This is a genomic window from Rathayibacter sp. PhB127 (assembly GCF_003751665.1).
Taxonomy (GTDB): Bacteria; Actinomycetota; Actinomycetes; order Actinomycetales; family Microbacteriaceae; genus Rathayibacter; species Rathayibacter festucae.
Genome location: NZ_RKHW01000001.1, coordinates 1631462 through 1651642 on the forward strand (window position 1 = coordinate 1631462; position 20181 = coordinate 1651642).

Genomic DNA, 20181 nt, shown 5'->3' on the forward strand with positions numbered 1-20181 from the left:
CGGACGGCGACCCCCTGCTGATCGAGTAGCCCGCGGAGCGCGCGTACCGAGATCCACCGTGCTGAGCTGGGCAGGTCTCGATACGCCCCTCCGGGGCTACTCGACCAGCATGAATGGCGCCGGAGGCGGCTGCTCGACCAGCATGAATGACGCCGGAGGCGCCTGCTCGACCAGCATGACCGGCGCCGGAGGCGGCTGCTCGACCAGCATGAATGGCGCCGGAGGCGGCTGCTCTACCAGCAGGAAGGGCGGCGAGGGCGAGAAGGAGGGCGCCCGAGGCGGCTACTCCGCCGGCGCGGGGGCCTGCCCGCGAACGCCGGCGACGACGGCTGCGACCGCGCGGTCGACGCTCGCCGCGCGGGCGGCGGCGTCCTCCTGCTCGGAGTCGTGGACGAAGGCCGTCGTGCCGCGGACCGCGCCGCAGTAGTCGACGACGCCGTGCTCGATCTGGGTGCGCAGGGACTGCTCGTAGCCGTGCCGCTCGTACACCCCGGCGCTGTCGCCGGCGATCGGCACGAGGTGGACGGTGAGCCCGCCGAGCTTCCGGCGCATCCCGTCAGCCGGGTCGATCTCGAAGGCCCAGCCGTTGACGAAGACGCGGTCGATCCAGCCCTTCAGCAGCGCCGGCATCGACCACCAGTAGACGGGGAAGACCAGCACGAGGTGCTCGGCGGCGTCGAGCCGGCGCTGCTCGCTCGCGACGTCGGCCGGGTACTCGCCCGCGACGCGGTAGCTGTGCCGGTCGGCCGCACGGAAGCGCGGGTCGAAGCCCTCCGCAGCGAGATCCGCGAGCTCGGCCGGCGGCAGCTCCTCCGCGAGCCGCCGGGCCAGAGCGAGGGTGAGCGACTCCGGATCGGGGTGGGCGGCGACGATGAGCGCGGTCATCCGTTCATCCAAGCGCAGCCGGCCGAGAGCACCGTCCGACCCGCCACCGCCGCGGTGTGCGGCGGCTCGGCGTCCGACGGCTCGGCGTCCGACGGCTCGGCGTCCGACGGCCCGGCGTGCGACGATGCGGCATGCGACAGCACGAACGCGGACGAGACCGATGACCGAGCCGGACCCGCAGGAGGTGCTGCACCGCGACGGCAGCCTCCGCGCTCGCGGCGCCACGCTCGAGGGCGAGCTGCACGGGTACTGGGAGTGGTTCCGCCTGGACGGCACCCGGTTGCGCAGCGGGTCGTTCGACCTCGGGCGCCAGGTCGGAGTCTGGACCACCTACGACCGCACCGGCGCTCCGCACAGGGAGACCCGCTTCGGCGACTGAGGGGGCCGCGCCTCGGCTCGCGCGCCTCAGGACCCGCCGCGCGCCAGGACACCGGTGACGAGCAGCTGCACGAGGGCGTCCGTGTCGTAGCGCGGGTCGCCCGCGCCGCCGATGCAGAGATTGCCGATGCCGCGCAGCAGGCCGTACGCCTCGACGGGCGGGGCGTCCGGCGCGATCGCCGCCTCGAGCAGCGTCGCGCAGACCGGCACCAGCCGATCGACGAAGAACACGTGCAGGGCGTCCGAGCCGGCGCCGTCGCCCTGCAGCGCATCCGGCAGCCCGTGCTTGGTGACCAGGAAGTCGACGAACAGCGCCAGCCACGCGCGCAGCGCCGCCTCGGGGGAGCCGCTCTCGGCGAGGAGTCGCGGCCCGGCCTCGGCGCAGGCCTCGACCTGGTGCCGGTAGACGGCGACCACGAGGTCGGCGCGGGTGGGGAAGTGGCGGTAGATCGTGCCCGTGCCCACGCCGGCGCGCGTCGCGATCTCGCGGACCGGGGCGTCGACGCCGGACTCGACGAAGACCGCGGCGGCTGCGTCGAGAAGGGCCTGCGAGTCGCGCCGGGGGCGGCCGACGCGAGGGACCGCCGGGCCGGTGCCGCGCTGATCCGTCACTGCTGCTCCTTCTCCGAACGCTCTCTCCGAACGCTCCGCTTGCTTAACGGAACAGCGCTCCGTATTGTTGCGGAACGTCGCTCCGATAAGCAGTATCGCAGAGCGCGGACCGGAAGGCATCAGCATGACCAGCACCACCCCGACTAGCACCACCCCGACCAGCACCACCTCGACCTCTCTCCCCGAAGCACTCCCCGTCGTCTCGGTCGCCCCCGTCGAGCTCGACGCTCCCGGCCGTCCCGTCCCGCTCACCGTGCGGATCTCCGCCCCGGTGACCGGCACGGACCTCCCCGTCGTGCTCTTCTCGCACGGCAACGGCTGGAACCACGACGGCTACGCACCGCTCACCGCGTTCTGGGCCTCGCAGGGCTTCGCCGTGATCCAGCCGACGCACCTCGACTCGAGGCGCCACGGCTTCGGCTTCGACCACCCCGTCTTCCCGACGATCTGGGAGCAGCGGATCGCCGATCTCACCCGCGTGCTCGACCGGCTCGACGTCCTCGAGGCGGCTGTGCCCGGTCTGGCCGGCCGGGTCGACTCGAGCCGAGTCGCCGTCGCCGGGCACTCCTGGGGTGCGCAGACGGCGCAGACGCTGCTCGGCGCCCGCATCGTCGGAGAGGACGGCTCGCTCAGCCCGGACCGCTCCGACCGCCGGGTGCGCGCCGGCGTCCTCCTCGCCGCGACGGGCGTCGCCGGCGACGACCTCGAGCCGTTCGCGCAGGCGGCCTTCCCCTTCCTCCGCCCCTCCTTCGCGCAGCTGGGCACGCCGACCCTCGTCGTCGCGGGCGACCGCGATCAGTCGCGGCTCTCCCGGCGCGGGCCGGACTGGTTCACCGACGCCTTCACGCAGAGCCCGGGCGCGACCGACCTGCTCACCCTGCACGGCGGCGAGCACTCGCTCGGCGGCATCGTCGGCGAGGAGGTCGCCGAGACGACGGATGCGGATCCCGCGCGCCTGACCGCGATCCAGCAGCTGACCACGGCCTACCTCCGCACCGCGCTCGGCATCGACGCGAGCAGCTGGACCGCCGCGCGCGCGGCGTTCCGCGAGGACGGGCGCGAGATCGGCCGCATCGACAGCAGGTGACGACGCGCACTGCCGCCGGGCGTCAGTCCTTCGCCGCCGCGGCCCCTCCGGCGAGGTCGTCCTCCGTCGGCTCGGTCACCCCGATCGTGCTGATGATCGGCATCGTGCCCGTCCGCGCGAGCGGCTCCTCGGCGGTCGGCGCCGGCTCCGGTTGCGGGGAGCGGCGCGCCCGGACCGGCGCCACCGCGCGGACGACCGGAGTGCGCAGCCGCCGGTACGCGATGCGGCCGAGGGTGACGCCACCCGCGAGTCCGATCGCGATCATGCCCGCCTGGAGCAGCAGCTCGATCCCGCCCTCAGGGCCGCGGCCGGAGGTGAGGTCGAGCACGCCGCGGTAGAGGGTGAGGCCGGGGAGCAGCGGCACGATGCCGCAGGCCGTGGTCACCACGGCGGGCACCCGCCAGCGCTCGGCCAGGGTCTCGCCGAGCAGGCCGATCACGATCGCGGGCACGGCGCTGGCGAGCAGCGGCGCGGCGCCCAGCCCGCTCAGCGCGTCGGAGGCGACCCAGGCTCCAGCACCGGTGAGCGCGGCGACGAGCGCCGGCCGCGGGGGAGTGTGCGACGAGAGCGCCCAGGCTCCCGCGGCGATGCCCGCGCCGATCACCTGCACGCTGGCCGGCCACGGGCGGGCGTAGGAGTCGACCAGCACCAGCTCGACCCCGAGGGTGCGTGCGCCGTCGAGCACGGCGGCGATGCCGACGACGATGCCGAGGGTCAGCAGCCCGACCTCGAGCAGCCGGCCGCCGGCCGTGATCGGGAAGCCGTTGATGGCGTCGTCCGCCGCTCCCACGAAGGAGAGGCCGGCGAGCAGCACGACGACTCCGGAGGCGACCACCAGTGCCGGGGGCAGCACGGCGAACTCGACCGGCAGCTGCGGCACGACCGCGAGCAGCAGCACCGCGACGCCGGTCGCGAGCGCGGCTCCGGCGATCTGCTGGAAGAAGGCGGGCAGCCTCCAGCGGCCGAGCAGCTGGTTGACGCCGTCGATCGCGGCGGTCGTGAGCGCGGCGAGGAGGACGATGAGCGGCCCGCCGCCGAGCAGGATCGCGACGCCCGCGGCCATCACCGCGAGGGTGAGCGTCACGACGCTCCGCCGGTAGCGGTGAGGCTGGACGAGGATCGCGTCGAGCCGCTCGTGCGCGTCCTCGAACTGCTGCCGGGCCTCCTCGCGCGCGGTCGAGGAGTCGACGGTGTCGGCGACCCGGACCTCGGGGGAGCCGTCGGTGATCGCGGTGACCAGCGTCGTCACGCGGGCGAGCCGCTCGTAGTCGGCGCTGCGGGAGGCGACGACGCGCAGCACGCTGACGCTGGGCGAGTCCTCGCTGCCGTCGTGCACGACCAGGATCGAGGTGAAGGTGAGGTCGACCTGCACCACGATGCCGTAAGCACGGCAGACCCGCTCGATGGTCTCGGTGACCTCCGCCGCCGCGGACCCCAGCGAGAGCAGGGTCTCGCCGAGCCGCACCGCCAGCTCGAGCACGCCGCGCACGGTCTGCTCGGCGAGGACCGCGCGCTGCGAGCGCCGGCTCACCGGCGCGGCGGGGCGCTGGCCGCTCAGCGTGCCGACGAGCTGCCGGAGGAGTCGCTGCTGGAAGGGTCGAGGAGAGGGCACCCCCCGAGCGTACGGAAGACCACCGTCACCGGAGGACCGGCTCCGGAGGAGCGCCATCGCAGGACCGGCGCCGCAGGACCGGCGCCGCAGGACCTGAGTCGCAGGACCGGCGCTGCACCGCCGTCACCAGGGCACCACCTCGCCGCGGAAGTCGCGGTAGGCGATCCCGGGCGTGCCGAGGCGGCCGACCAGCACGTCGACCACCTTCGGCACGTTCTCCTCGATCGTGAACGGCGCGTCGTCGCCGCCGAGCGCCGTCCGGATCCAGCCCGGCGCGATCAGCACGATCGCCCGGCCCGTCCCGGACTGCCGCACCGCGAAGCTCTTCAGGAACTGGTTGAGCGCCGCCTTGCTGCCGCGGTAGACCTCCCGCCCGCCGCCGGTGTTGTTCGCGATGCTGCCCTGCCCCGACGACATCGCGCCGATCAGACCGTCGCCAGCGACGAGGTCCTGCAGCGTCTCGATCACGCGCAACGGACTGAGCGCGTTGGTGACGAAGACCTCGACGAAGTCCTCCGTCGACACCTGGCCGATGGGGGTGTCCTCGCTCGTCGTGGTGCCGGCGTTCACGAAGAGCAGGTCGAGCACGCGCCCCGCCAGGCGCTCCCGGAGCGCCCGCGTCTCCTCCTCGTCGGTGATGTCGAGCCGCTCGATCGCCAGGCGGTCCGCGCCGACCTCGTCCTGGAGCTGGTGCAGAGGGGTACGCCGGCCGGGATCGCGGACGGTGCCGATCACGTCCCAGCCCAGGTCGAGGAACTCCGCGGCGAGCGCGTGACCCAGCCCGCGGGAGGCTCCGACGACGAGGGCGGTGCGGGCGGTGCCGGACGGGGGAGTCGGTGTGGTCGATGTCGTGGTCATCACGTCACTCTCACCCTGCCGCAGGTCGATCCGCGCGGTCTGTCAGCGAACCGTGCGCTGCGCGGCGCCGGTTCTCAGAGTCGGGCAGGCGGACCCGTGGTCACCGGGAGTCCCGCCACCGCTCCCAGCATCGGAAGAGCTGGAACAGTCCAGCGAGAGCCGTGACGACCCCCGCCAGCACCAGGATCAGCGTGAGCGGCTCAAGGGACCCGCCGATCTGCTCCCGATCCGCAGAAACTCCGGCCTCCAGTAAGTGCTGAACGGCGAGAGCGGCGAGCAAGGTCCCTACGACGACGAGCGCGATGCCCGCTAGCACTCTCATAAGTCGACCGGTGTCATGTCGGGTTGCACAGTGCTGCAGCGGTCGCAGCGTAACCGACGTCCGGCCGCCATGAATCGAGGTTCCACGGGGTCTTGAAGTACACGGCGTTAGCCCAGTGGCAGACGAGCTGGTCGTGGAACTTCGCGCCCTCATAGCTCGAAGGCACGAGAGCGTCGTATGCAGGCAGCCCTGTGCTTCGCGGCATTCTCCCCCAGTTGATATTCGGAGCCGGGGTCACGGACACGACATTCTTCGCAGTTGCCATATCGATGTTCAGTATGACATTCGAGTAGAGGGAGTTGCCACCGAAGTCTTGCGTCGGGTCTGCGACGATCGGGTACTCGAACGAGTCGGTCGTGTGATCCACAACCTGCGTCAACGTGCTGCCGGAGACCTCGTAATGAGTGGGCACCGAGGTTCCTGCGGCATCGATCGCCCAGGGTTCTAGAAAGTACCCCACCATGTCCTGGCCCCGCCATATCGTCACTCCGCCGTCGTCGGCCTGCTTCAGGGTACCGACGTCGCTGTAGCCGTAGCTGTAGCGCGATGGCGCCCGTGGACTGTCAAGGATTGAAACGAAGGTGACTGAATCGTCGGAATTCGCGAGGACGACCGTGGTGGACTCGTCTCCATTCCGATAGGTGATACCCGCGCCGGACGTCCCGGACTGGACGGCCGAATCGGCTGCGGGCAGTGCGACACTCGCAGTGATGTCACCCACGGTGATGGTCACTCCGTCCTTCGCGTCCTGGGGTGTTCTGACCGAACCCGACGGCAGGGACAACACGGCGCCATCAGGCATGGCTGTCACGCGCGAAGGCTCGGCCAGCTCGATGACGTCCGGCGCAACAGCCGCGATGATAGCGGTGGATGTGCTCGGCGCCTCTTTCGCTTCGACGGTGGAGGCGTCGAGAAGTGCACTGCCGCTGGCTGATACCAGAATTGCAACGGCTACTGCAGTCCCTAGCTTCTTTACATGGGGCACAGATATTCCTTTCGATTTCAACTCTGAGGAGAGTCCTCGAGAACCACCTCGGTGTGGTTCTTGCAAGGGAATAGTGCACCTGCGTCTCGTGGGAATCAAACGCGTTCGCTGTACGTCGGGTATCTCGCGCCAGGACGCCATGGTCAGCCGGCGTGTGAACGGCACTGTCGGGGCGCGGGCATGCAGGCGGGGAGGCCTCGGGTCTGGTCCCGCACGAGGAGGCCTAGGTGCCTCCGAGGAGGCGGATGTGCGCCAGACCGGACGGACGGCTTCGGGTCACGGCCCGACGGTGATCGGCCCCGAGACGCCCGGTGGGCTACTCGACCAGCACAGAGGGCGGTGCGCGTCGATCGAGGTTCGCGGGCTGCTCCACCGGGGTCAGAAGGCGAGGCTGCCGCCCGGCCTCCTGACGGCGGTGGGTCTCGATACGCCCCTGCGGGGCTGCTCGACCAGCAAGAACGGGTGACCGACCGGCAGCGGCTGCGCAGGTGCTCAGAATCGTTGCTGGGGCGACGTTCGGGCCGTCGTGTCGCGCCAGAGCGGCCCCTCGGGCCATCCTCTCCCAGGTCTGCTCCGAATCATGCGTACACATCAACCTCACGACCGGAGCCCGCATGCTCGCCACCGCCACCGCCACCACTACCGCCGCCCGCCGCTCGCGGACCGTCCTCTCGCCCGCCCTGCCGCTGCTCCCGCCCGACTCCGACCGGATGCTCGTCATCCGATCGGCGTCGGGCGACGACCGCGCGTTCGCCGAGATCGTCCGACGGCACACCTCTCTGCTGCGCGCGACGGCGCTGCGCCTCCTGCGTGCCTCGAGCGAGGCGGACGACGTGGTGCAGGAGACGTTCCTCGCCGCCTGGACGCACATGGACAGCGTGATCGACGGCGAGACGATCGTCGGCTGGCTGCTGACCACGGTGCGCCGGCGCTGCTACGACCGGCTGCGCTCGAGCGACCACCAGAACCGCGCCGAGCTGGAGCAGGACCTGCCCGAGTCGCTCGACCGCTGCCCGACCGCGGTGTCGGAGCGCGCGGCGCTCGTCGCTGAGGCGCGCGCCGTGCTCGGCCGGATGCCCGAGCTGCAGCGCCGCTGCTGGGAGCTCCGCCAGCTGCAGCAGCGCAGCTACGACGACATCGGCGCCGAGCTCGGCGTCAGCGCGACCGTCGTCCGCGGGCAGCTCTCCCGAGCCCGCCTGCTGATGGAGGCCACGCTCTCGCACTGGCGCTGAGGCTTCGAAGCGCGCCCCGCGGGCGGTCGATTCGTCGCGGACGGCTCTCGCCGACGCGCTGAGGGAGCCGTTCGTGACGGGTCGATCGGCGGATCGCCGCGGCTTCGGGGAGGGGCGGACTCGGCTCAGGACGGACTCGGCGGTTAGCGTGGAGGGCATGGAACCCAGCTTCGGAGCCCTGCTCACCGGTCTCGTGATCAACCTCTTCTGGTTCGCGCTCGTCCTCGTCGCGGTCTACTTCGTCGTCCGGGCGGCGGTGACGAGCGCGCTGCGGCGGGCCGGAGTCATCACTCCGGCGAGCGCCGCCGCCCTCGATCGCGAGGACGAGGCGCACCGCCGCGCGATCGAGGACGAGCGGCGTCCGGAGGCCTGAGCCCGGCGCACCCGAGCCCGGCGCACCCGAGCCCGGCGCACCGCCGCGGCCTCAGCTCCCGAGGATCGCGAGCACCGTCGACAGGATCCCGCAGACGGCGCCGGTGCCGACCAGGATCAGGCCGGTCAGCCGCAGCGCCCGCACCTGATCCGCGCGCCGGTGCAGCCGGATCCGCTCCGGGTCCTCCTCGCGGTAGTAGACCTCCCGCTGGTCCGAGCCGACCGGCGTCAGCGGGTCGTCGGCGGCGAGCGGCCGCGAGCGCACCTCGCCCGCGCGGGTGACCCAGTGCAGAGCGCGCGGCGGACCGTCCTCGAGATAGGCGGTCGTCGTCGACCACCGCCCGTCGATCAGCAGCCCCACGAACGCCGCGAACAGGAACAGCAGCCCCAGCGGGAGCGTGATGAGGGAGAGAGCCTCCAGGATCGTCTCCAGCACCGGTCGCCTCCCTCTCGAATCCGCTGACGAGCGTACCGGGCCGAACCGGCGCCGGCTGTGCCGTGCGGCCACCGTTCCCCGCCGATGCCGGGCGGCGTGGCAACGCTTCCGTACACTGGCGGGCGACCGCGGCTGCTTCGCTGCGGGGCGGATCGACGAGCTGCGGGGGTGGCGGGGACCGATGGCGACGACGGGTGGCGCACGGCACGGACGGCTCAGGCCGCGCTCGGGCGTTCGGACCCTGCTCCGCGGCGCTGCCGCCGCCGTCGCGGTCCTCGCGGTGAGCGGCGCCTGCCTGGTCGGGATCGCGACGGCGAGCATCACGAGCAACGTCGCCGGCAACGCGGTCGAACTCGGGATCGCGCCGTCCGCGGAGCCGCGGGCCGTGCAGCTCGGTGCGATCGAGGGCGGCTTCAACGTGCTCATCGTGGGCACCGACAACGACGCGGTGCAGGGCGACGCCTTCGGGGTCCGCGACGGCACGCTCAACGACGTCACGATCCTGCTGCACGTCTCCGCCGATCACCGCAGCGCCACGGTGATCAGCTTCCCGCGCGACCTCGTCCTGGACCGACCGGTCTGCACCGATCCGGAGACCGGCGAGGTCACGGAGGCGACCGCCGACGTCCCGCTGAACTCCGCGTTCGAGGCCGGCGGGCTCTCCTGCGTCAACGACACGGTGCAGCAGTTCACCGGCCTGACCGTGCCGTATGCGGGCTGGGTCTCCTTCAACGGCGTGATCGAGATGAGCAACGCCGTCGGGGGAGTGCCGATCTGCCTCACCGGGCCGATCCGCGACACCGACTCCGGGCTCGACCTCCCCGCCGGCACGAGCACCGTCTCGGGAGCGACCGCGCTCGCGTTCCTGCGCACCCGGCACGGCGTCGGCGACGAGAGCGACCTCAGCCGGATCTCCTCGCAGCAGCAGTACCTCGCCTCGCTGATGCGCACGGTCCGCTCGGCGGACACGCTGTCGAACGTCCCCGCCCTCTACGGACTCGCGCAGGCGGTGTCCTCGAACGTGCACCTCTCCACCACGCTGACGAACCCGTCGACGATGATCTCGCTCGCGCTGGCCCTGAAGGACGTCGACCTCGCGCAGATGGTGTTCGTGCAGTACCCGGCGCTGGACGACCCGGACCGGCCGGGCAAGGTCGTGCCGGACACCGTGCTCGGGCGCGAGCTGATGGCGCGGGTGCTGAACGACGAGCCGGTCGTGCTCGCGTCGACGCCCGCGGAGGAGCAGCCCGCTCCGCCGGTCGAGGCGGGCACCTCCGCTCCTGCGCCGAGCGAGCCCGCCGCCGCCCAGCCCGCTCCGGAGCCGCTGGACGCCCCCGGGCAGACCGCCGCCGAGGAGACCTGCGCCGTCCCGTCGGAGTGACGCGCGGAACCGGCCGCGAGCGGGCCGTCAGGCCGTCGCGTCCGCGCCGGCCTCCCGCACGGTCCTGACGACGCGGGCGGGGGCGCCGACGACGACCGCTCCCGCCGGGACGTCCTTCGTGACGACCGCGGCGGCGGCGATCACCGCGTCGTCGCCGACCGTGACGCCGGCGAGCAGGACGGCCTTCGCGCCGATCCAGACGTTCGAGCCGACGACGATCGGAGCGGGGTGCAGGTCGCCGCGGCGCGCCGGATCCAGGTCGTGGTTCAGGGTCGCGAAGACGACGTCGTGCCCGATGAGGCAGTCGTCGCCGATCGTGATGCCGCCCTGGTCCTGGAAGGCGCAGCCGGAGTTGATGAAGACCCGGGCGCCGATCCGGAGGTTGCGGCCGAAGTCGGCGCGCAGCGGCGGGAAGAGGGTCACCGACTCGTCGATCGGCCGGCCGGTCAGCTCCGCGAGCAGCTCGCGCACGCGCTCCGGCGGGTGGTAGCCGCTGTTCAGCTCGCCGGTGATGCGGAGCGCCTCCTGGCTCGCCGCGTGCAGAACGGCGTGCAGCGGGGAGCCGCCCTCGATGGTCTGCTGCGCGTCGAACGCGGCGAGCAGATCGTCCAGGTCCAGGTCCATGTCCGGGTCCGTGTCCATGTCGTCGTCCTCTCCTCGGGTCCGCCCAGGCTAGAAGCGCCGGGCGCCCGCTGGGACTCCCTGCCGGGGCACCCCTGCCGCGGCTCGGCCGGCCGTCCGCGTCACGCCTCCACGAGGCGTCCCTGCACGGTCGAGACGTCCCGCTGGAACGGGCTGCCTCGACCGCTCGGGGACGCCTCGCGCGTCACGCCCCGACGCCGCGGGGGAGACTCCGCTCCAGGAGGGTGGCCCGGCGATCGGCCAGGGCGAGTGCGAGCAGCACGGCGGCGATGACGGCGAGCGGCAGGACCACCCGGGCGGCCGGGACGTCCGCGAGCACCGTCGCGCCGAGGGCGTCGACGGCGGTCAGCAGCGCCGACAGACCGACCAGCAGGAGGACCGACATCGCGGCCGCCGCCCGACCGCGCCAGGGCACGACGGCGAGCACGCCGAGCGCCGCGACCGGACCCGCCGTCGACAGATCGGGACCGAGCCAGCCGGCCGCCGCGGCGACGAGCGCGATGCTCAGCTCCGTGCCGGAGGCGAGCAGGGCCGTGACCCGGGCGGCACCGGTCCGGGCGGCGAGGGCGAGGCCGAGGGCGGTCGCGAAGAGCGCCCCGGCGAGGAAGGAGGGGTTGGTGAACGGTCCGATCGCACCGGGGTAGCGGACACCGGGGGACCAGTTGACGACGGCGTAGAAGACGAAGAACGCCGTGGCGATGGCGAGGGGCACGATCGTCGACGGGGAGCGCCCGGGAGCGGATCGGAGGCGGTGGCGCAGACCGCCGACCGCGAGGGTGATCCGCTGCCCGATGCCCGGGCCGCGGTGCCCGCGGTCGTCGGCCTCGTCGAGCAGGATGCCCAGCAGGACCTCGCCGTGCTCGTCGCGCCAGGCGGCCGGGTACCAGCGCAGCGCGCGGCGGAAACGGTCGGTGCGCCGCGCGTCCTCGTTCGTCGTCATGCCGTTCTCCTTCATCGAGTGGTCGGGTCAGAGCGCGGCGGACGGCGAGAGCCCGAGGTTGATCCGCGCCCGCACGGCGCTCGCCTCCATCCGGGCGACCTCTGCGCCCAGCGCGGATCGGCCGCTGTCCGTCAGCCGGAAGTAGCGGCGCACACGGCCGGTGATCCGCTCGTCGCCGTCGGGTGCGATCAGGCCCGCCGACCCCAGTCGCTCGAGCGCCGCGTAGAGCGTGGTCACCCGCAGCCGCACGCGGCCCTCCGACTGCTCCTCGATCTCCTGCAGCAGCGCGTAGCCGTGGCGGCGCCCGAGAGCGAGGGCGGTCAGGATCCAGAAGGTCGTCTCTCGCATCTCCTCGGGCACGGGCGACACGATACTCCAACGGCAGGAGTATCGGGCGGCCGTCACTCCCGCCGGTCGTCTCCCGCAGCCGGCGAGGCCGCGAGGAACGCGCCGCGCTCCTCGAGCAGCCGGCGCAGGTGGGGCATGAGGACGAGCCGCTCGGCCACCCGGCCGAGGACGCCGAAGGGGGCGCGGAAGGTGAGCCGGTCGGTCATCACCGAGCCGCTGCCGTCCGGCTCGAAGCGGTGCTCGTGCCGGAAGGAGCGGAACGGGCCGCGGGTCTGCTCGTCCGTGAAGGAGTGCGGCGCGTCGAGGGCGGTGATCCGGCTGGTCAGCCGCAGGCGGACGCCGAAGTGACGGGCCCGCCAGGTCACCTCCTCGCCGAGGCCGATCCGGCCGCTGACCACCCCGGCGACCGCGCGCTCACCGGCCGCGGCCTGCGACTCCGTGTGCAGGTCGATGCTCCGCGCACGGTCGAAGAGGTCGTCGACCGACCGCTGGGAGCGGGTGACGACCTCGACCGACGCGACCATGACTCGATCATGGCGCAGTGCCGTCATGGTGCAGGGCCGTGATGGCGCGCGGCTCGAGGTCGCCGCGCGCGGTCGGTCCGGACGGTCAGCCCTTCGGGACCACCGGGACGAGGAAGCCGCCGGGGACGTCGGCGTCCGGCTCCCGGTACTCGTCGGGGAGGGTGAAGTCCGCGGTCCCGATCGAGGAGACGGTGAAGACGTCGGAGTCCCTCGTGCCGACGAGGAAGAGCGAGTACACCCGAGTGCCGTCCTCGAGGGTGCGCACGAGGCCGCCGGGGGAGGTCGACCGCTCACCTGGGGGGGGGGAGACGACGACCGTCTCGCCGGGCGTGCCCGCGAGAGACGCCCGGTCGATCCCCGCCGTCGGGACGCCGTCGCGGCAGTCCGTGCCGAAGCCGGTGTCGAGGACCGATTCGCAGAACAGCATGCCGCCGTCGGAGCTCACGTGCAGGTCGCCCGTGGCTCAGACGAGCAGCGGCTCCGGCTCCGAGGAGCACCCGGTGAGCAGCAGCGCGACCGCGGAGGCGACAGCCAGTGCGCCGCACGTCCCTCGCACGATCGAGCTCCGACAGTCAGTGGAAGTTGAGCGTGGACGGCGACGGCGCCTTCCACGCCTCCGACCGGTAGGCGTGCGGATCGTGCGGCGCCCGCGGCGGCTCGCCGAACGGGTCGACCGGCAGCTCGGCCGGAGTCCTCGAGAGGGCGCTCCGCAGCGCTGCGGCGAGGGATCGGAGGCGATGGATCACGGCTTTCACGGCGTTCACGGTGTTCACGGTGTTCTCCCGTTCTCCGGTCAGGACTGACCATCACGGTCGACGCTACCGGGATCCTGCGACATCGCGCTCGTCGACTCTCCGCGCCTCGGCGGCTCTCCGCGGCGCGTCCGCCGGGCCGGCCGGGTCTGCCGCCCGTGGCGAGCACAGGCGAGCGCCGTGCTGCCGTCCAGGTGGTGCTCCCCGGGGGTGCGCCGGGCGCTCACGCCGGCGAGCTCGCCGGTCTCCTCGTCCGGGAGACCGCCGAGGACAGCGCGGCGTCGCCGGTTTCGTCGATGTCGCGGCCGCCGAGTGCGTCACCCGTGCGGTCAGCCGGTGCGCTCCCAGTGGTCGCGGCCGCTTCGGCGCCACTGCTGGCGGGGGCCGTCCGACTCCCGCGTGGTGTCCGTGAGCCACAGGGTGCTGTCCGGAGCCCAGCCGGCGATCACGGAGGCGTAGCCGTCGTCGACCGGGATGAGCCGGGTCGCGCTCGAGAGGTAGCCGAGCACGGTGAGGTGCACGGCGTCCCACTCGGCGGCGACGCGCTGCCAGTCCGGGATCAGCCAGCGGCCCTCCCCGCCGGTCACCCGGTACCAGTCGTGCCGGCGGGAGGCGGTGACCTCGGCCGGGAAGGCGCGGCAGAGCGCGGCCCAGCTCTCGGCGCTGCCGATCTCGAGCGTGCGGCCGGCGCCGGTCACCGGGATCACGGTCGCGGTGTCGAGACCGGCGGCGTCCTCGACCAGCCCCAGCAGGTCCTCGATCCGAGACTGCGTGCGCAGCAGCCGGAGGGGGAGCGACCACCACGAGCCGGAGAAGCTCGCGCGCGGGTCGGCCGGGCGATCCCGGGCGGACCGCTCCTCGTCGGCGCGGCGGGCGGCGGCCCACTCGTCGAGGAGCGCGGCGGCGGCGGTGGGGAGCGCGCGGGCGGTGTCGGCGCGCCAGTCGACGGCCCACTGCTCCCGGGGGGCGGGGCTCGTCCACGTCGCCGCGGCCGGGGAGGCGAGCACGCGCTCAGCGACCGGGAGCAGCGCTGCGCGGAGCTCGGGCAGCGCGGCGAGGACGTCCCCGGCATCGGGCTCCTGCCAGGAGTACGCGACGTCGACGCTCCTGCGGAACGCGGCGCGGATGGCGTCGTCCTCCGCGGGGCCCGGGGGGAGTGCCGCGATCATCGCGGCGAGGCTCTCGGGAGTGGGGACCGGCAGATCACGAGCGTCCGCGCCGTCCTCGGAGGCGTAGAGCAGGACCGACTCCCCGCCGCCGCCCGAGGCCTGCGCGAGCAGGAACGCCGCAGTGTGCAGCGCGGGATCCGCCGCCGTCGCGTACTCCCAGCAGAGGCGGCGCCCCCGGGGCCCGCGGAGGAGGACGTCGGCTGCGGCAGTCATGTGCCCACTATGCCCGGCCGCGGCGTCGAGGCGTCCCCGAACGGTCGAGGCGTCCCGGTGCAGGTGGACGTCTCGACGGTTCGAGGACGCCTCGGCCGGCGGTGCTGTCGGGGCGTCAGGCGTCGGGGTTCATCCAGAACGGGGAGTAGTGGTAGCCGTCGGGGTCGTCGAACTGGCGCTGGTACATGAAGGGGTACTCGTCGGTGTCGCCGATGCGGCCGCCCGCGGCGCCGGCGCGCTCGGTCAGCTCGTCGACGGCCTCACGGCTGCCGAGGTCGAAGGAGACCGTCATCTTGGACGGGGTGTCCGGACCGCCGATCAGCTCCTCGGTGCCGCCGACGCTCGCGTACATCTCGCGGCTGCTGAGCATCAGGTACTGATCCGGCGCGATCGCGAAGCAGGCGACGTTCTCGTTCGACATCGCCTCGTTGCGGCTCCAGCCGAGGGCCGTGTAGAAAGCGGTGGCGCGCTCGACACTCGCGACGGGGCAGGAGAGGTAGAGGCTCATGCGGGCAACACTGCCCAGAAGTGCGCGGCGCGACAAGAGGCCGGGGAGCATCCGCGCCCGGAGCGACCGCCGGGCGTCTGCCAGAGTGCTGGCATGCCCTCTCCGCAGACCCTGACCGAGGAGGACCGCCGGCTCGTCGCCGCCTGGGCCGCTGACTGCGCCGAGCGGGTCCTGCCGCTCTTCGAGGCGGAGGCCCCCGACGACGACCGGGTCCGGGACGGGATCGCCCGGGCACGTGCCTTCGCCCGCGGCGAGCTGAGCGCGGCCGGGGAGATCCGGCGCCGCTTCGAGGCGGGCCGGGCGTCGCAGTCGGCGACGTCGCCCGCGGCGAAGGCGGCGGCCTGGTCGGCGGGGCAGGCCTCCGGAGTCGCGCACCTGGGCGCGCACGCCCTCGGCGCCGCGGCGTTCGCGGCGAAGGCGGCCGAGCTGGCCGACCCGGGGCACGGCGGCGCGGCCGAGATCGACCGGCAGCTGGCGGGGATGAGCGCCCCGGTGCGGACGGCCCTGGCGCGCCTGCCGCTGCTCGGCGAGGACCCGTCCGGTCCGCTCGGGCCGGGACTGCTGGCCTCCGGCGCGCTCGGCGCGTTCATCCGCACGCTGCAGGCGGCGCTCGCCGCGGGGGACGATCGGTAGCAAGGGACTCGGCGGCGGTGTCTCCGCCCGGGCAGCCGCACCGGAGCCTCAGTCCCTCGGGAGCAGTCGACACCGACGCAGTCGGCACCGACAAGGGTGGATCTCGATCCGCCCGCTGCGCGGGCTACTCGATCAGCAAGTGCATGGTGGTCGAGTAGCCCCGCGGGGGCGTATCGAGACCCGCGCACCGCAGAGGCGTCGGGGGTGCAGGCTCTCGTGCCGGCACTGGCGGATCTCGATACGCCCGCTGCGCGGGCTACTCGATCAGCATGAAGTCCCGCTCCGGTCGGAGCAGTCGCCGGAGGCGCCTCAGCGGCGGCGACTCCGCAGGACGGCCGAGAGGAGGACCAGGGCGGCGGCGGCCAGCGCCCACGGACCGGTGAAGACGAGTGCGCGCTCGATCGGACGCCAGAACGGCGCGACGAGTCCGCCGAGCAGCAGCCCGGCTCCGCCGCCGACGAGGGCGTTCGCCACGACCTGCGCGGCCAGGCGCCCTCCGCTGCTGGTCCAGGCGCGCTCGATCAAGCGGTCCAGCAGGTACGTCACCGCGCCGACCGGCAGACTCGCCACCGCCGCGCAGACGGCGAGCCCGCCGAGGGCGAGGATGACGAAGGACGGGTCGGCCGACAGGGGAGTGGCCGCCGTCCCGTTCGCGCTGTCGACGAGCGCCCCGATCGCGAGCGGCACGAGCGCCAGCATCGCGCCCAGCACGGCGCGGACGGCGTGCTCGCGCCCGCGGGCTCCGGGTGCGCGGTCGGCCGAGCCTCCGGGTCGTGCGCCGCTCACGAGCACCTCCGTGTCGCCGGCACCGAGGAGACCGCCGGGGCGAGGGCGGCGAGGATCTCGCGACCACCGGACAGGCCGGCGCCGAGCATGACCTCGACCACGGGGTTCCGGCCGTAGCTCGTCGCGACGACGACGGCCGCGTCGCTGTCGTCGATCGTCCAGTCGACGTCGCGCTCCGTGATGCACGCGGCCGAGGGGCCGGGGTCCGGGACTCCGCAGCGCAGCAGGACCAGGGCCGGCTCGCCCCAGGCCCCCGTACCCTGCGCGTCCGTCTCACGCTGCGTGAGCCCGACGACGTCGGAGGGGAGCCGCGCCGCGATCTCCGCGCAGCCGACGGCCGCCGCGGTCGGCGCGGCCTCCATCGGAACGGTGCCCGTGCAGCCGGACGTCGCGAGAGCGAGCAGCGCGACCACCGGCAGCACGCGGCGGGATCGGTCGGCGGAGGAGGACACCCGGCGATCCTGTCAGTCCTCCGCGGTCCGCCGCCGCACGCCGCCGTCGAGCACGCGGTCGAGCCAGTCGCGCAGCAGCTCCCGCTCGGCGGGCCGGAGATCGGCGAGCCGCGGGGCGAGGGCGCGGACGGCGACGACGGCGGCGAGTGGCGCGTCGTCCGCGGCGGGCGGCTGCTCGGTGAGGATCCCGGCGAGCACCGCCTCGAACGCGGCGTCGGCGAGACCCGCGTCGCGCTCGGCCGCGGGGGAGGAGAGCAGGGTCGTCACGACGCCGGTCCCCGCGGTCTGGATCAGCCCGACGGCGCGCTCCTCGGGGACGCGGAGGCGGCCGGCGGCCGCGACCCGGTGGACCCGCGCCGCGAGAACCCGCCTCCCCGACGTCGCCGCCGGCGAGGCCGCCGCGCGGGCCGGGTCGCTGAGCAGGCGGAAGAGCGCGGGATTCGCGAGGCCGAACTCGATCTGCGCCGTCCAGCCGGCGCGGAGATCCTCGATCGGGTCGACGTCGCCGGCCGCGGCCTCCTCGACGACGGCCGACTTCTCGGCGACCCAGCTGCTCAGCACGTGCTCGGCGACCGCCTCGAGCAGGCCGTCCTTGTCGCCGAAGAGGCGGTAGATCGCCGGAGCCTGCAGGCCGGCCGCCTCCGCGACGCCGCGGGTGGTGACGGCCGCTGGGCCGGCCTCGCGCAGGAGGCGGGCCGCCGCGTCGACGATGCGTGCTCTTGTGTCCGTGGGGGGCGCGGTCATGGATCGACGATATCGCACTCTTGCTATCGCCGGTATTCCAGGGTTATCGTTCGAGCAGTATCACCGATACCCCGGTGGTCCCCCATCGAAAGGCCCTCCATGATCATCGTCACCGGCGCCACCGGGGCGCTCAACGGCGCCACCGTCGACCACCTTCTCGACGCCCTGCCCGCCACCGAGATCGTCGTCGTCGCGCGCGACGCCGCGAAGGCGGCGCGCTTCGCCGACCGGGGTGTCGTGGTGCGGCGCGGTGACTACGCCGATCCCGCGTCCCTGCCCGGCGCGTTCGCGGGCGCCGACCAGCTGCTGCTCGTCTCCTCGAACGACCCGGGGGCCGACGCGCCGGCCCTGCACCGCGCCGCGGTCGAGGCCGCCGTCCAGGCCGGGGTCGGCCGCATCCTCTACACCTGCCACCAGGGCGCCTCGCCCGACACCCCGTTCGGCCCCGGCCGCGATCACGCCGCGACCGAGCAGCTGCTGGCGGAGTCGGGAGTCGCCTGGACCTCGCTGCGGAACGGCTTCTACGCCCACAGCCTCGCGTTCTTCCTCGGCGACTGGCGCTCGACCGGCGTCATCGAGGTGCCGTCCGACGGCCCCGTCTCGTGGACGGCGCGGGAGGACGCGGCGGAGGCCGCCGCTCTCCTCCTGCTCGCGGACGAGGCGCACGACGGACCGGTCACCCTCACCGCCCTCGAGGCGCCGACCTTCGCGGAGGTCGCGGAGCTCGCCGCGGACGTCGCGGGGCGGCCGATCGAGTTCCGGATCCTCGGCGACGACGAGTGGCTCGCGCGCCGCGTCGCCGCCGGGCAGCCGGAGCCGCAGGCGCGGTTCCTGCTCGGGATGCATCAGGCGGCGGCGGCCGGCTTCTTCGCGGGGACGGACCCGACGCTCGCGAGCCTGCTGGGACGCGAGCCGCGCACGGTCCGGGAGCTGCTCGCCGCGGGCGACGGGCGCTGACCGGCCGGGGACTTCCGGCTCGTCGGAACCGCCTCGGCTCGTGGAACGGGCGTGCTCCGGAGAGCCGGAGCAGATTCGGCGAGCCGGAGCTCGGCGGTCACCGCTCCTCGGCACGCTTCCGAGGAGGCCCACGCACAGGAGGCAGGTGGATCCCTCCCGGGCCGTGCACCGCTCGTTCTCCCTCCGTTGGCCGGGCGGCGCTAGCCTGCCGCCCATGGCGGAGCGAGAGACGGTGCGCACGTCCGCGGCGGACGCGCGGAGTGGACAGGGATCGCCGCGCGGGGTGCTGCTCGCCGCCGCACTTCTGCTCGGGGCGGCGCTGCTGCAGCTGCAGGCCTCGCTGCAGCGCTGGGTCACCGCGAGCGAGGGCTGGACGCGGACGGACCGGTCGGTCGAGGACCATCTCTTCGACTACATGATCCCCGCGGATCCGTGGGAGCCCCTCGGCACGGCGGCGCAGGTGCACGGCGTCGGCCTGCTGCTCGTCGCGATCGCCCTGCCGGTGTCGGCGCGGGCGATCGGCGGGGGCGGTCTCCTCCGCCTGACGGCGCTCCTGGTCGCCGGCGTCCTCGGGCTGAACGGGCTGCACGGAGTGCTGTCGGGGCTGATCGGCGCGCCCACTCCGCTCCAGCTCCCCTTCCTGCAGATGATGCTGGGGCTGGTGCCCGTCGTCGGCCTCGGAGCCCTCGCCGCGAAGGCGCACCGGAGGTCGGTAGGGGCAGCGCTGGCGTACGCCTGCCTGCTCGGCAGCACCCTGCCGGGACTGCTGATCGCGACCTTCGTCGTCGCGCCCGCGATCACCGGCTACCAGTCCTTCGACACGACCCCGTGGACGGAGACCGTCGTCGCGGCGACCGTCGCCGCGGCGGGCTGCGCGATGCTCAGCGCCGCCGCCGTGCTGGCGCTGCGAGGTCGCACGCGGCGGGGAGGCGCCTGACTCCGAGTCACCCTCCGTCCGGAACGGCGAGGCGTCCCGGTGCGGTCGAGGCGTCCAGGTGGGATAGGACGCCTCGACGCCGGCGGGACGTCTCGCCGGGTGAGCGCCGCTGGCCGGCGGCGTCGCGCCTACCTCGACGCCGCCGCCTGCTGCGATGATCACCGAACGAGCGACCCGCTCGGACGCGGAGTTCACCGTCGCCTCCCGCTCGATCGCGGTGGCCGGCGCGTCGGCGACGACGACGACAGCGTCTCCTCGCCGACGCCCGTGCATCCGGGTCGCCTGGTCCGGCGAGCTCGACCCCGCCGCCCGCCTCGTCCGCTCGGCCCTGCACGCCGTCGCCGCCGACATCGCCGCCGCCCAGTCCGCCCCCCGCGAGATGCCACTTGTGAGCGCGACACGCCGGTAGAAGCGGG

Annotated in this window: 26 protein-coding genes; 9 read left to right on the forward strand and 17 right to left on the reverse strand. The window is 73.8% G+C overall.

Translation table 11 applies throughout. From position 1 onward, the window contains the following. Window positions 1–282: 282 nt before the first annotated feature. Window positions 283–885 (reverse strand): NAD(P)H-dependent oxidoreductase, encoded by a 603-nt coding sequence (locus EDF22_RS07790; RefSeq protein ID WP_123703721.1) that lies wholly within the window; start codon window positions 883–885, stop codon window positions 283–285. 160 nt (window positions 886–1045) lie between these two features. Here EDF22_RS07790 and EDF22_RS07795 point away from each other — a divergent pair, with 160 nt between their 5' ends. Continuing rightward, window positions 1046–1264: a toxin-antitoxin system YwqK family antitoxin gene (locus tag EDF22_RS07795; protein WP_123703723.1), complete on the forward strand. Its 219-nt coding sequence runs from the start codon at window positions 1046–1048 to the stop codon at window positions 1262–1264. 26 nt (window positions 1265–1290) lie between these two features. Here the strand turns inward: EDF22_RS07795 and EDF22_RS07800 are convergent, their stop codons facing one another. Then, entirely contained in the window at window positions 1291–1875 is a 585-nt protein-coding gene (locus EDF22_RS07800; RefSeq protein WP_260303343.1) for a TetR/AcrR family transcriptional regulator, read from the reverse strand. Between the two features lie 124 nt (window positions 1876–1999). On the opposite strand from EDF22_RS07800, the gene EDF22_RS07805 reads away from it, so the two are divergent. Further along, window positions 2000–2962 (forward strand): chlorophyllase/cutinase-like alpha/beta fold protein, encoded by a 963-nt coding sequence (locus tag EDF22_RS07805; RefSeq protein ID WP_123703725.1) that lies wholly within the window; start codon window positions 2000–2002, stop codon window positions 2960–2962. 22 nt (window positions 2963–2984) lie between these two features. Here EDF22_RS07805 and EDF22_RS07810 read toward each other — a convergent pair whose 3' ends face one another. The 3 genes from EDF22_RS07810 to EDF22_RS21080 form a co-directional block, all read right to left on the reverse strand. Then, the gene (locus EDF22_RS07810) at window positions 2985–4574 is read right to left on the reverse strand and encodes a threonine/serine exporter ThrE family protein (protein WP_185038798.1); all 1590 of its coding nucleotides are present in this window, start codon (window positions 4572–4574) and stop codon (window positions 2985–2987) included. Between the two features lie 123 nt (window positions 4575–4697). Further along, complete coding sequence (locus EDF22_RS07815; RefSeq protein WP_123703730.1) at window positions 4698–5432, reverse strand: SDR family NAD(P)-dependent oxidoreductase; 735 nt, start codon at window positions 5430–5432, stop codon at window positions 4698–4700. 335 nt (window positions 5433–5767) lie between these two features. Continuing rightward, window positions 5768–6739: a DUF2599 domain-containing protein gene (locus EDF22_RS21080; protein ID WP_221180893.1), complete on the reverse strand. Its 972-nt coding sequence runs from the start codon at window positions 6737–6739 to the stop codon at window positions 5768–5770. 614 nt (window positions 6740–7353) lie between these two features. On the opposite strand from EDF22_RS21080, the gene EDF22_RS07835 reads away from it, so the two are divergent. Continuing rightward, on the forward strand, window positions 7354–7971 hold the full coding sequence (locus EDF22_RS07835; protein ID WP_123703736.1) for an RNA polymerase sigma factor: 618 nt from the start codon (window positions 7354–7356) through the stop codon (window positions 7969–7971). Between the two features lie 157 nt (window positions 7972–8128). Next, on the forward strand, window positions 8129–8344 hold the full coding sequence (locus EDF22_RS07840; RefSeq protein ID WP_123703738.1) for a hypothetical protein: 216 nt from the start codon (window positions 8129–8131) through the stop codon (window positions 8342–8344). Window positions 8345–8395: 51 nt separating this feature from the next. Here the strand turns inward: EDF22_RS07840 and EDF22_RS07845 are convergent, their stop codons facing one another. Next, complete coding sequence (locus EDF22_RS07845; RefSeq protein ID WP_148059143.1) at window positions 8396–8779, reverse strand: hypothetical protein; 384 nt, start codon at window positions 8777–8779, stop codon at window positions 8396–8398. A gap of 181 nt (window positions 8780–8960) precedes the next feature. Between EDF22_RS07845 and EDF22_RS07850 the strand changes: the two genes are divergently transcribed. Further along, entirely contained in the window at window positions 8961–10160 is a 1200-nt protein-coding gene (locus EDF22_RS07850; RefSeq protein WP_185038801.1) for an LCP family protein, read from the forward strand. A 27-nt stretch (window positions 10161–10187) separates the two neighbouring features. Here the strand turns inward: EDF22_RS07850 and EDF22_RS07855 are convergent, their stop codons facing one another. From EDF22_RS07855 to EDF22_RS07890, 8 genes are all read right to left on the reverse strand, one after another. After that, window positions 10188–10802 (reverse strand): DapH/DapD/GlmU-related protein, encoded by a 615-nt coding sequence (locus tag EDF22_RS07855; RefSeq protein ID WP_260303346.1) that lies wholly within the window; start codon window positions 10800–10802, stop codon window positions 10188–10190. Between the two features lie 184 nt (window positions 10803–10986). Continuing rightward, window positions 10987–11742 (reverse strand): hypothetical protein, encoded by a 756-nt coding sequence (locus tag EDF22_RS07860; RefSeq protein WP_123703745.1) that lies wholly within the window; start codon window positions 11740–11742, stop codon window positions 10987–10989. A 27-nt stretch (window positions 11743–11769) separates the two neighbouring features. Continuing rightward, on the reverse strand, window positions 11770–12102 hold the full coding sequence (locus EDF22_RS07865; protein WP_243732819.1) for a PadR family transcriptional regulator: 333 nt from the start codon (window positions 12100–12102) through the stop codon (window positions 11770–11772). Window positions 12103–12143: 41 nt separating this feature from the next. Then, on the reverse strand, window positions 12144–12614 hold the full coding sequence (locus tag EDF22_RS07870) for an SRPBCC family protein (protein ID WP_123703747.1): 471 nt from the start codon (window positions 12612–12614) through the stop codon (window positions 12144–12146). Window positions 12615–12699: 85 nt separating this feature from the next. Beyond that, complete coding sequence (locus EDF22_RS07875) at window positions 12700–13059, reverse strand: hypothetical protein (protein ID WP_123703749.1); 360 nt, start codon at window positions 13057–13059, stop codon at window positions 12700–12702. Window positions 13060–13186: 127 nt separating this feature from the next. Further along, window positions 13187–13387, reverse strand: coding sequence for a hypothetical protein (locus EDF22_RS07880; protein WP_123703751.1), 201 nt, complete (start codon window positions 13385–13387; stop codon window positions 13187–13189). A gap of 308 nt (window positions 13388–13695) precedes the next feature. Then, window positions 13696–14748 (reverse strand): hypothetical protein, encoded by a 1053-nt coding sequence (locus EDF22_RS07885; protein ID WP_123703753.1) that lies wholly within the window; start codon window positions 14746–14748, stop codon window positions 13696–13698. Window positions 14749–14863: 115 nt separating this feature from the next. Continuing rightward, window positions 14864–15256, reverse strand: a complete 393-nt coding sequence (locus tag EDF22_RS07890) for a VOC family protein (protein ID WP_123703755.1) — start codon at window positions 15254–15256, stop codon at window positions 14864–14866. Window positions 15257–15349: 93 nt separating this feature from the next. Here EDF22_RS07890 and EDF22_RS07895 point away from each other — a divergent pair, with 93 nt between their 5' ends. Next, window positions 15350–15889 carry a putative immunity protein gene (locus EDF22_RS07895; protein WP_123703757.1) on the forward strand — a complete coding sequence of 180 codons (540 nt, stop codon included), beginning with the start codon at window positions 15350–15352 and terminating at the stop codon, window positions 15887–15889. Window positions 15890–16198: 309 nt separating this feature from the next. On the opposite strand, the gene EDF22_RS07900 is transcribed toward EDF22_RS07895, so the two are convergent. Genes EDF22_RS07900 through EDF22_RS07910 form a run of 3 tightly spaced genes read right to left on the reverse strand, consistent with a single transcriptional unit; the run spans window position 16199 to window position 17871 of the window. Beyond that, window positions 16199–16675, reverse strand: coding sequence for a hypothetical protein (locus EDF22_RS07900; RefSeq protein WP_123703759.1), 477 nt, complete (start codon window positions 16673–16675; stop codon window positions 16199–16201). Continuing rightward, the gene (locus tag EDF22_RS07905) at window positions 16672–17127 is read right to left on the reverse strand and encodes a DUF3515 domain-containing protein (RefSeq protein ID WP_260303347.1); all 456 of its coding nucleotides are present in this window, start codon (window positions 17125–17127) and stop codon (window positions 16672–16674) included. The genes EDF22_RS07900 and EDF22_RS07905 overlap by 4 nt, the downstream gene beginning before the upstream one ends. A gap of 12 nt (window positions 17128–17139) precedes the next feature. Then, window positions 17140–17871, reverse strand: a complete 732-nt coding sequence (locus EDF22_RS07910; RefSeq protein WP_123703761.1) for a TetR/AcrR family transcriptional regulator — start codon at window positions 17869–17871, stop codon at window positions 17140–17142. A 99-nt stretch (window positions 17872–17970) separates the two neighbouring features. Here EDF22_RS07910 and EDF22_RS07915 point away from each other — a divergent pair, with 99 nt between their 5' ends. From EDF22_RS07915 to EDF22_RS07925, 3 genes are all read left to right on the forward strand, one after another. Further along, complete coding sequence (locus EDF22_RS07915) at window positions 17971–18828, forward strand: NAD(P)H-binding protein (protein WP_123703763.1); 858 nt, start codon at window positions 17971–17973, stop codon at window positions 18826–18828. 214 nt (window positions 18829–19042) lie between these two features. Continuing rightward, on the forward strand, window positions 19043–19765 hold the full coding sequence (locus tag EDF22_RS07920) for a hypothetical protein (RefSeq protein WP_148059145.1): 723 nt from the start codon (window positions 19043–19045) through the stop codon (window positions 19763–19765). Window positions 19766–19919: 154 nt separating this feature from the next. Beyond that, the gene (locus EDF22_RS07925; protein WP_123703767.1) at window positions 19920–20174 is read left to right on the forward strand and encodes a hypothetical protein; all 255 of its coding nucleotides are present in this window, start codon (window positions 19920–19922) and stop codon (window positions 20172–20174) included. Window positions 20175–20181 lie beyond the last annotated feature (7 nt).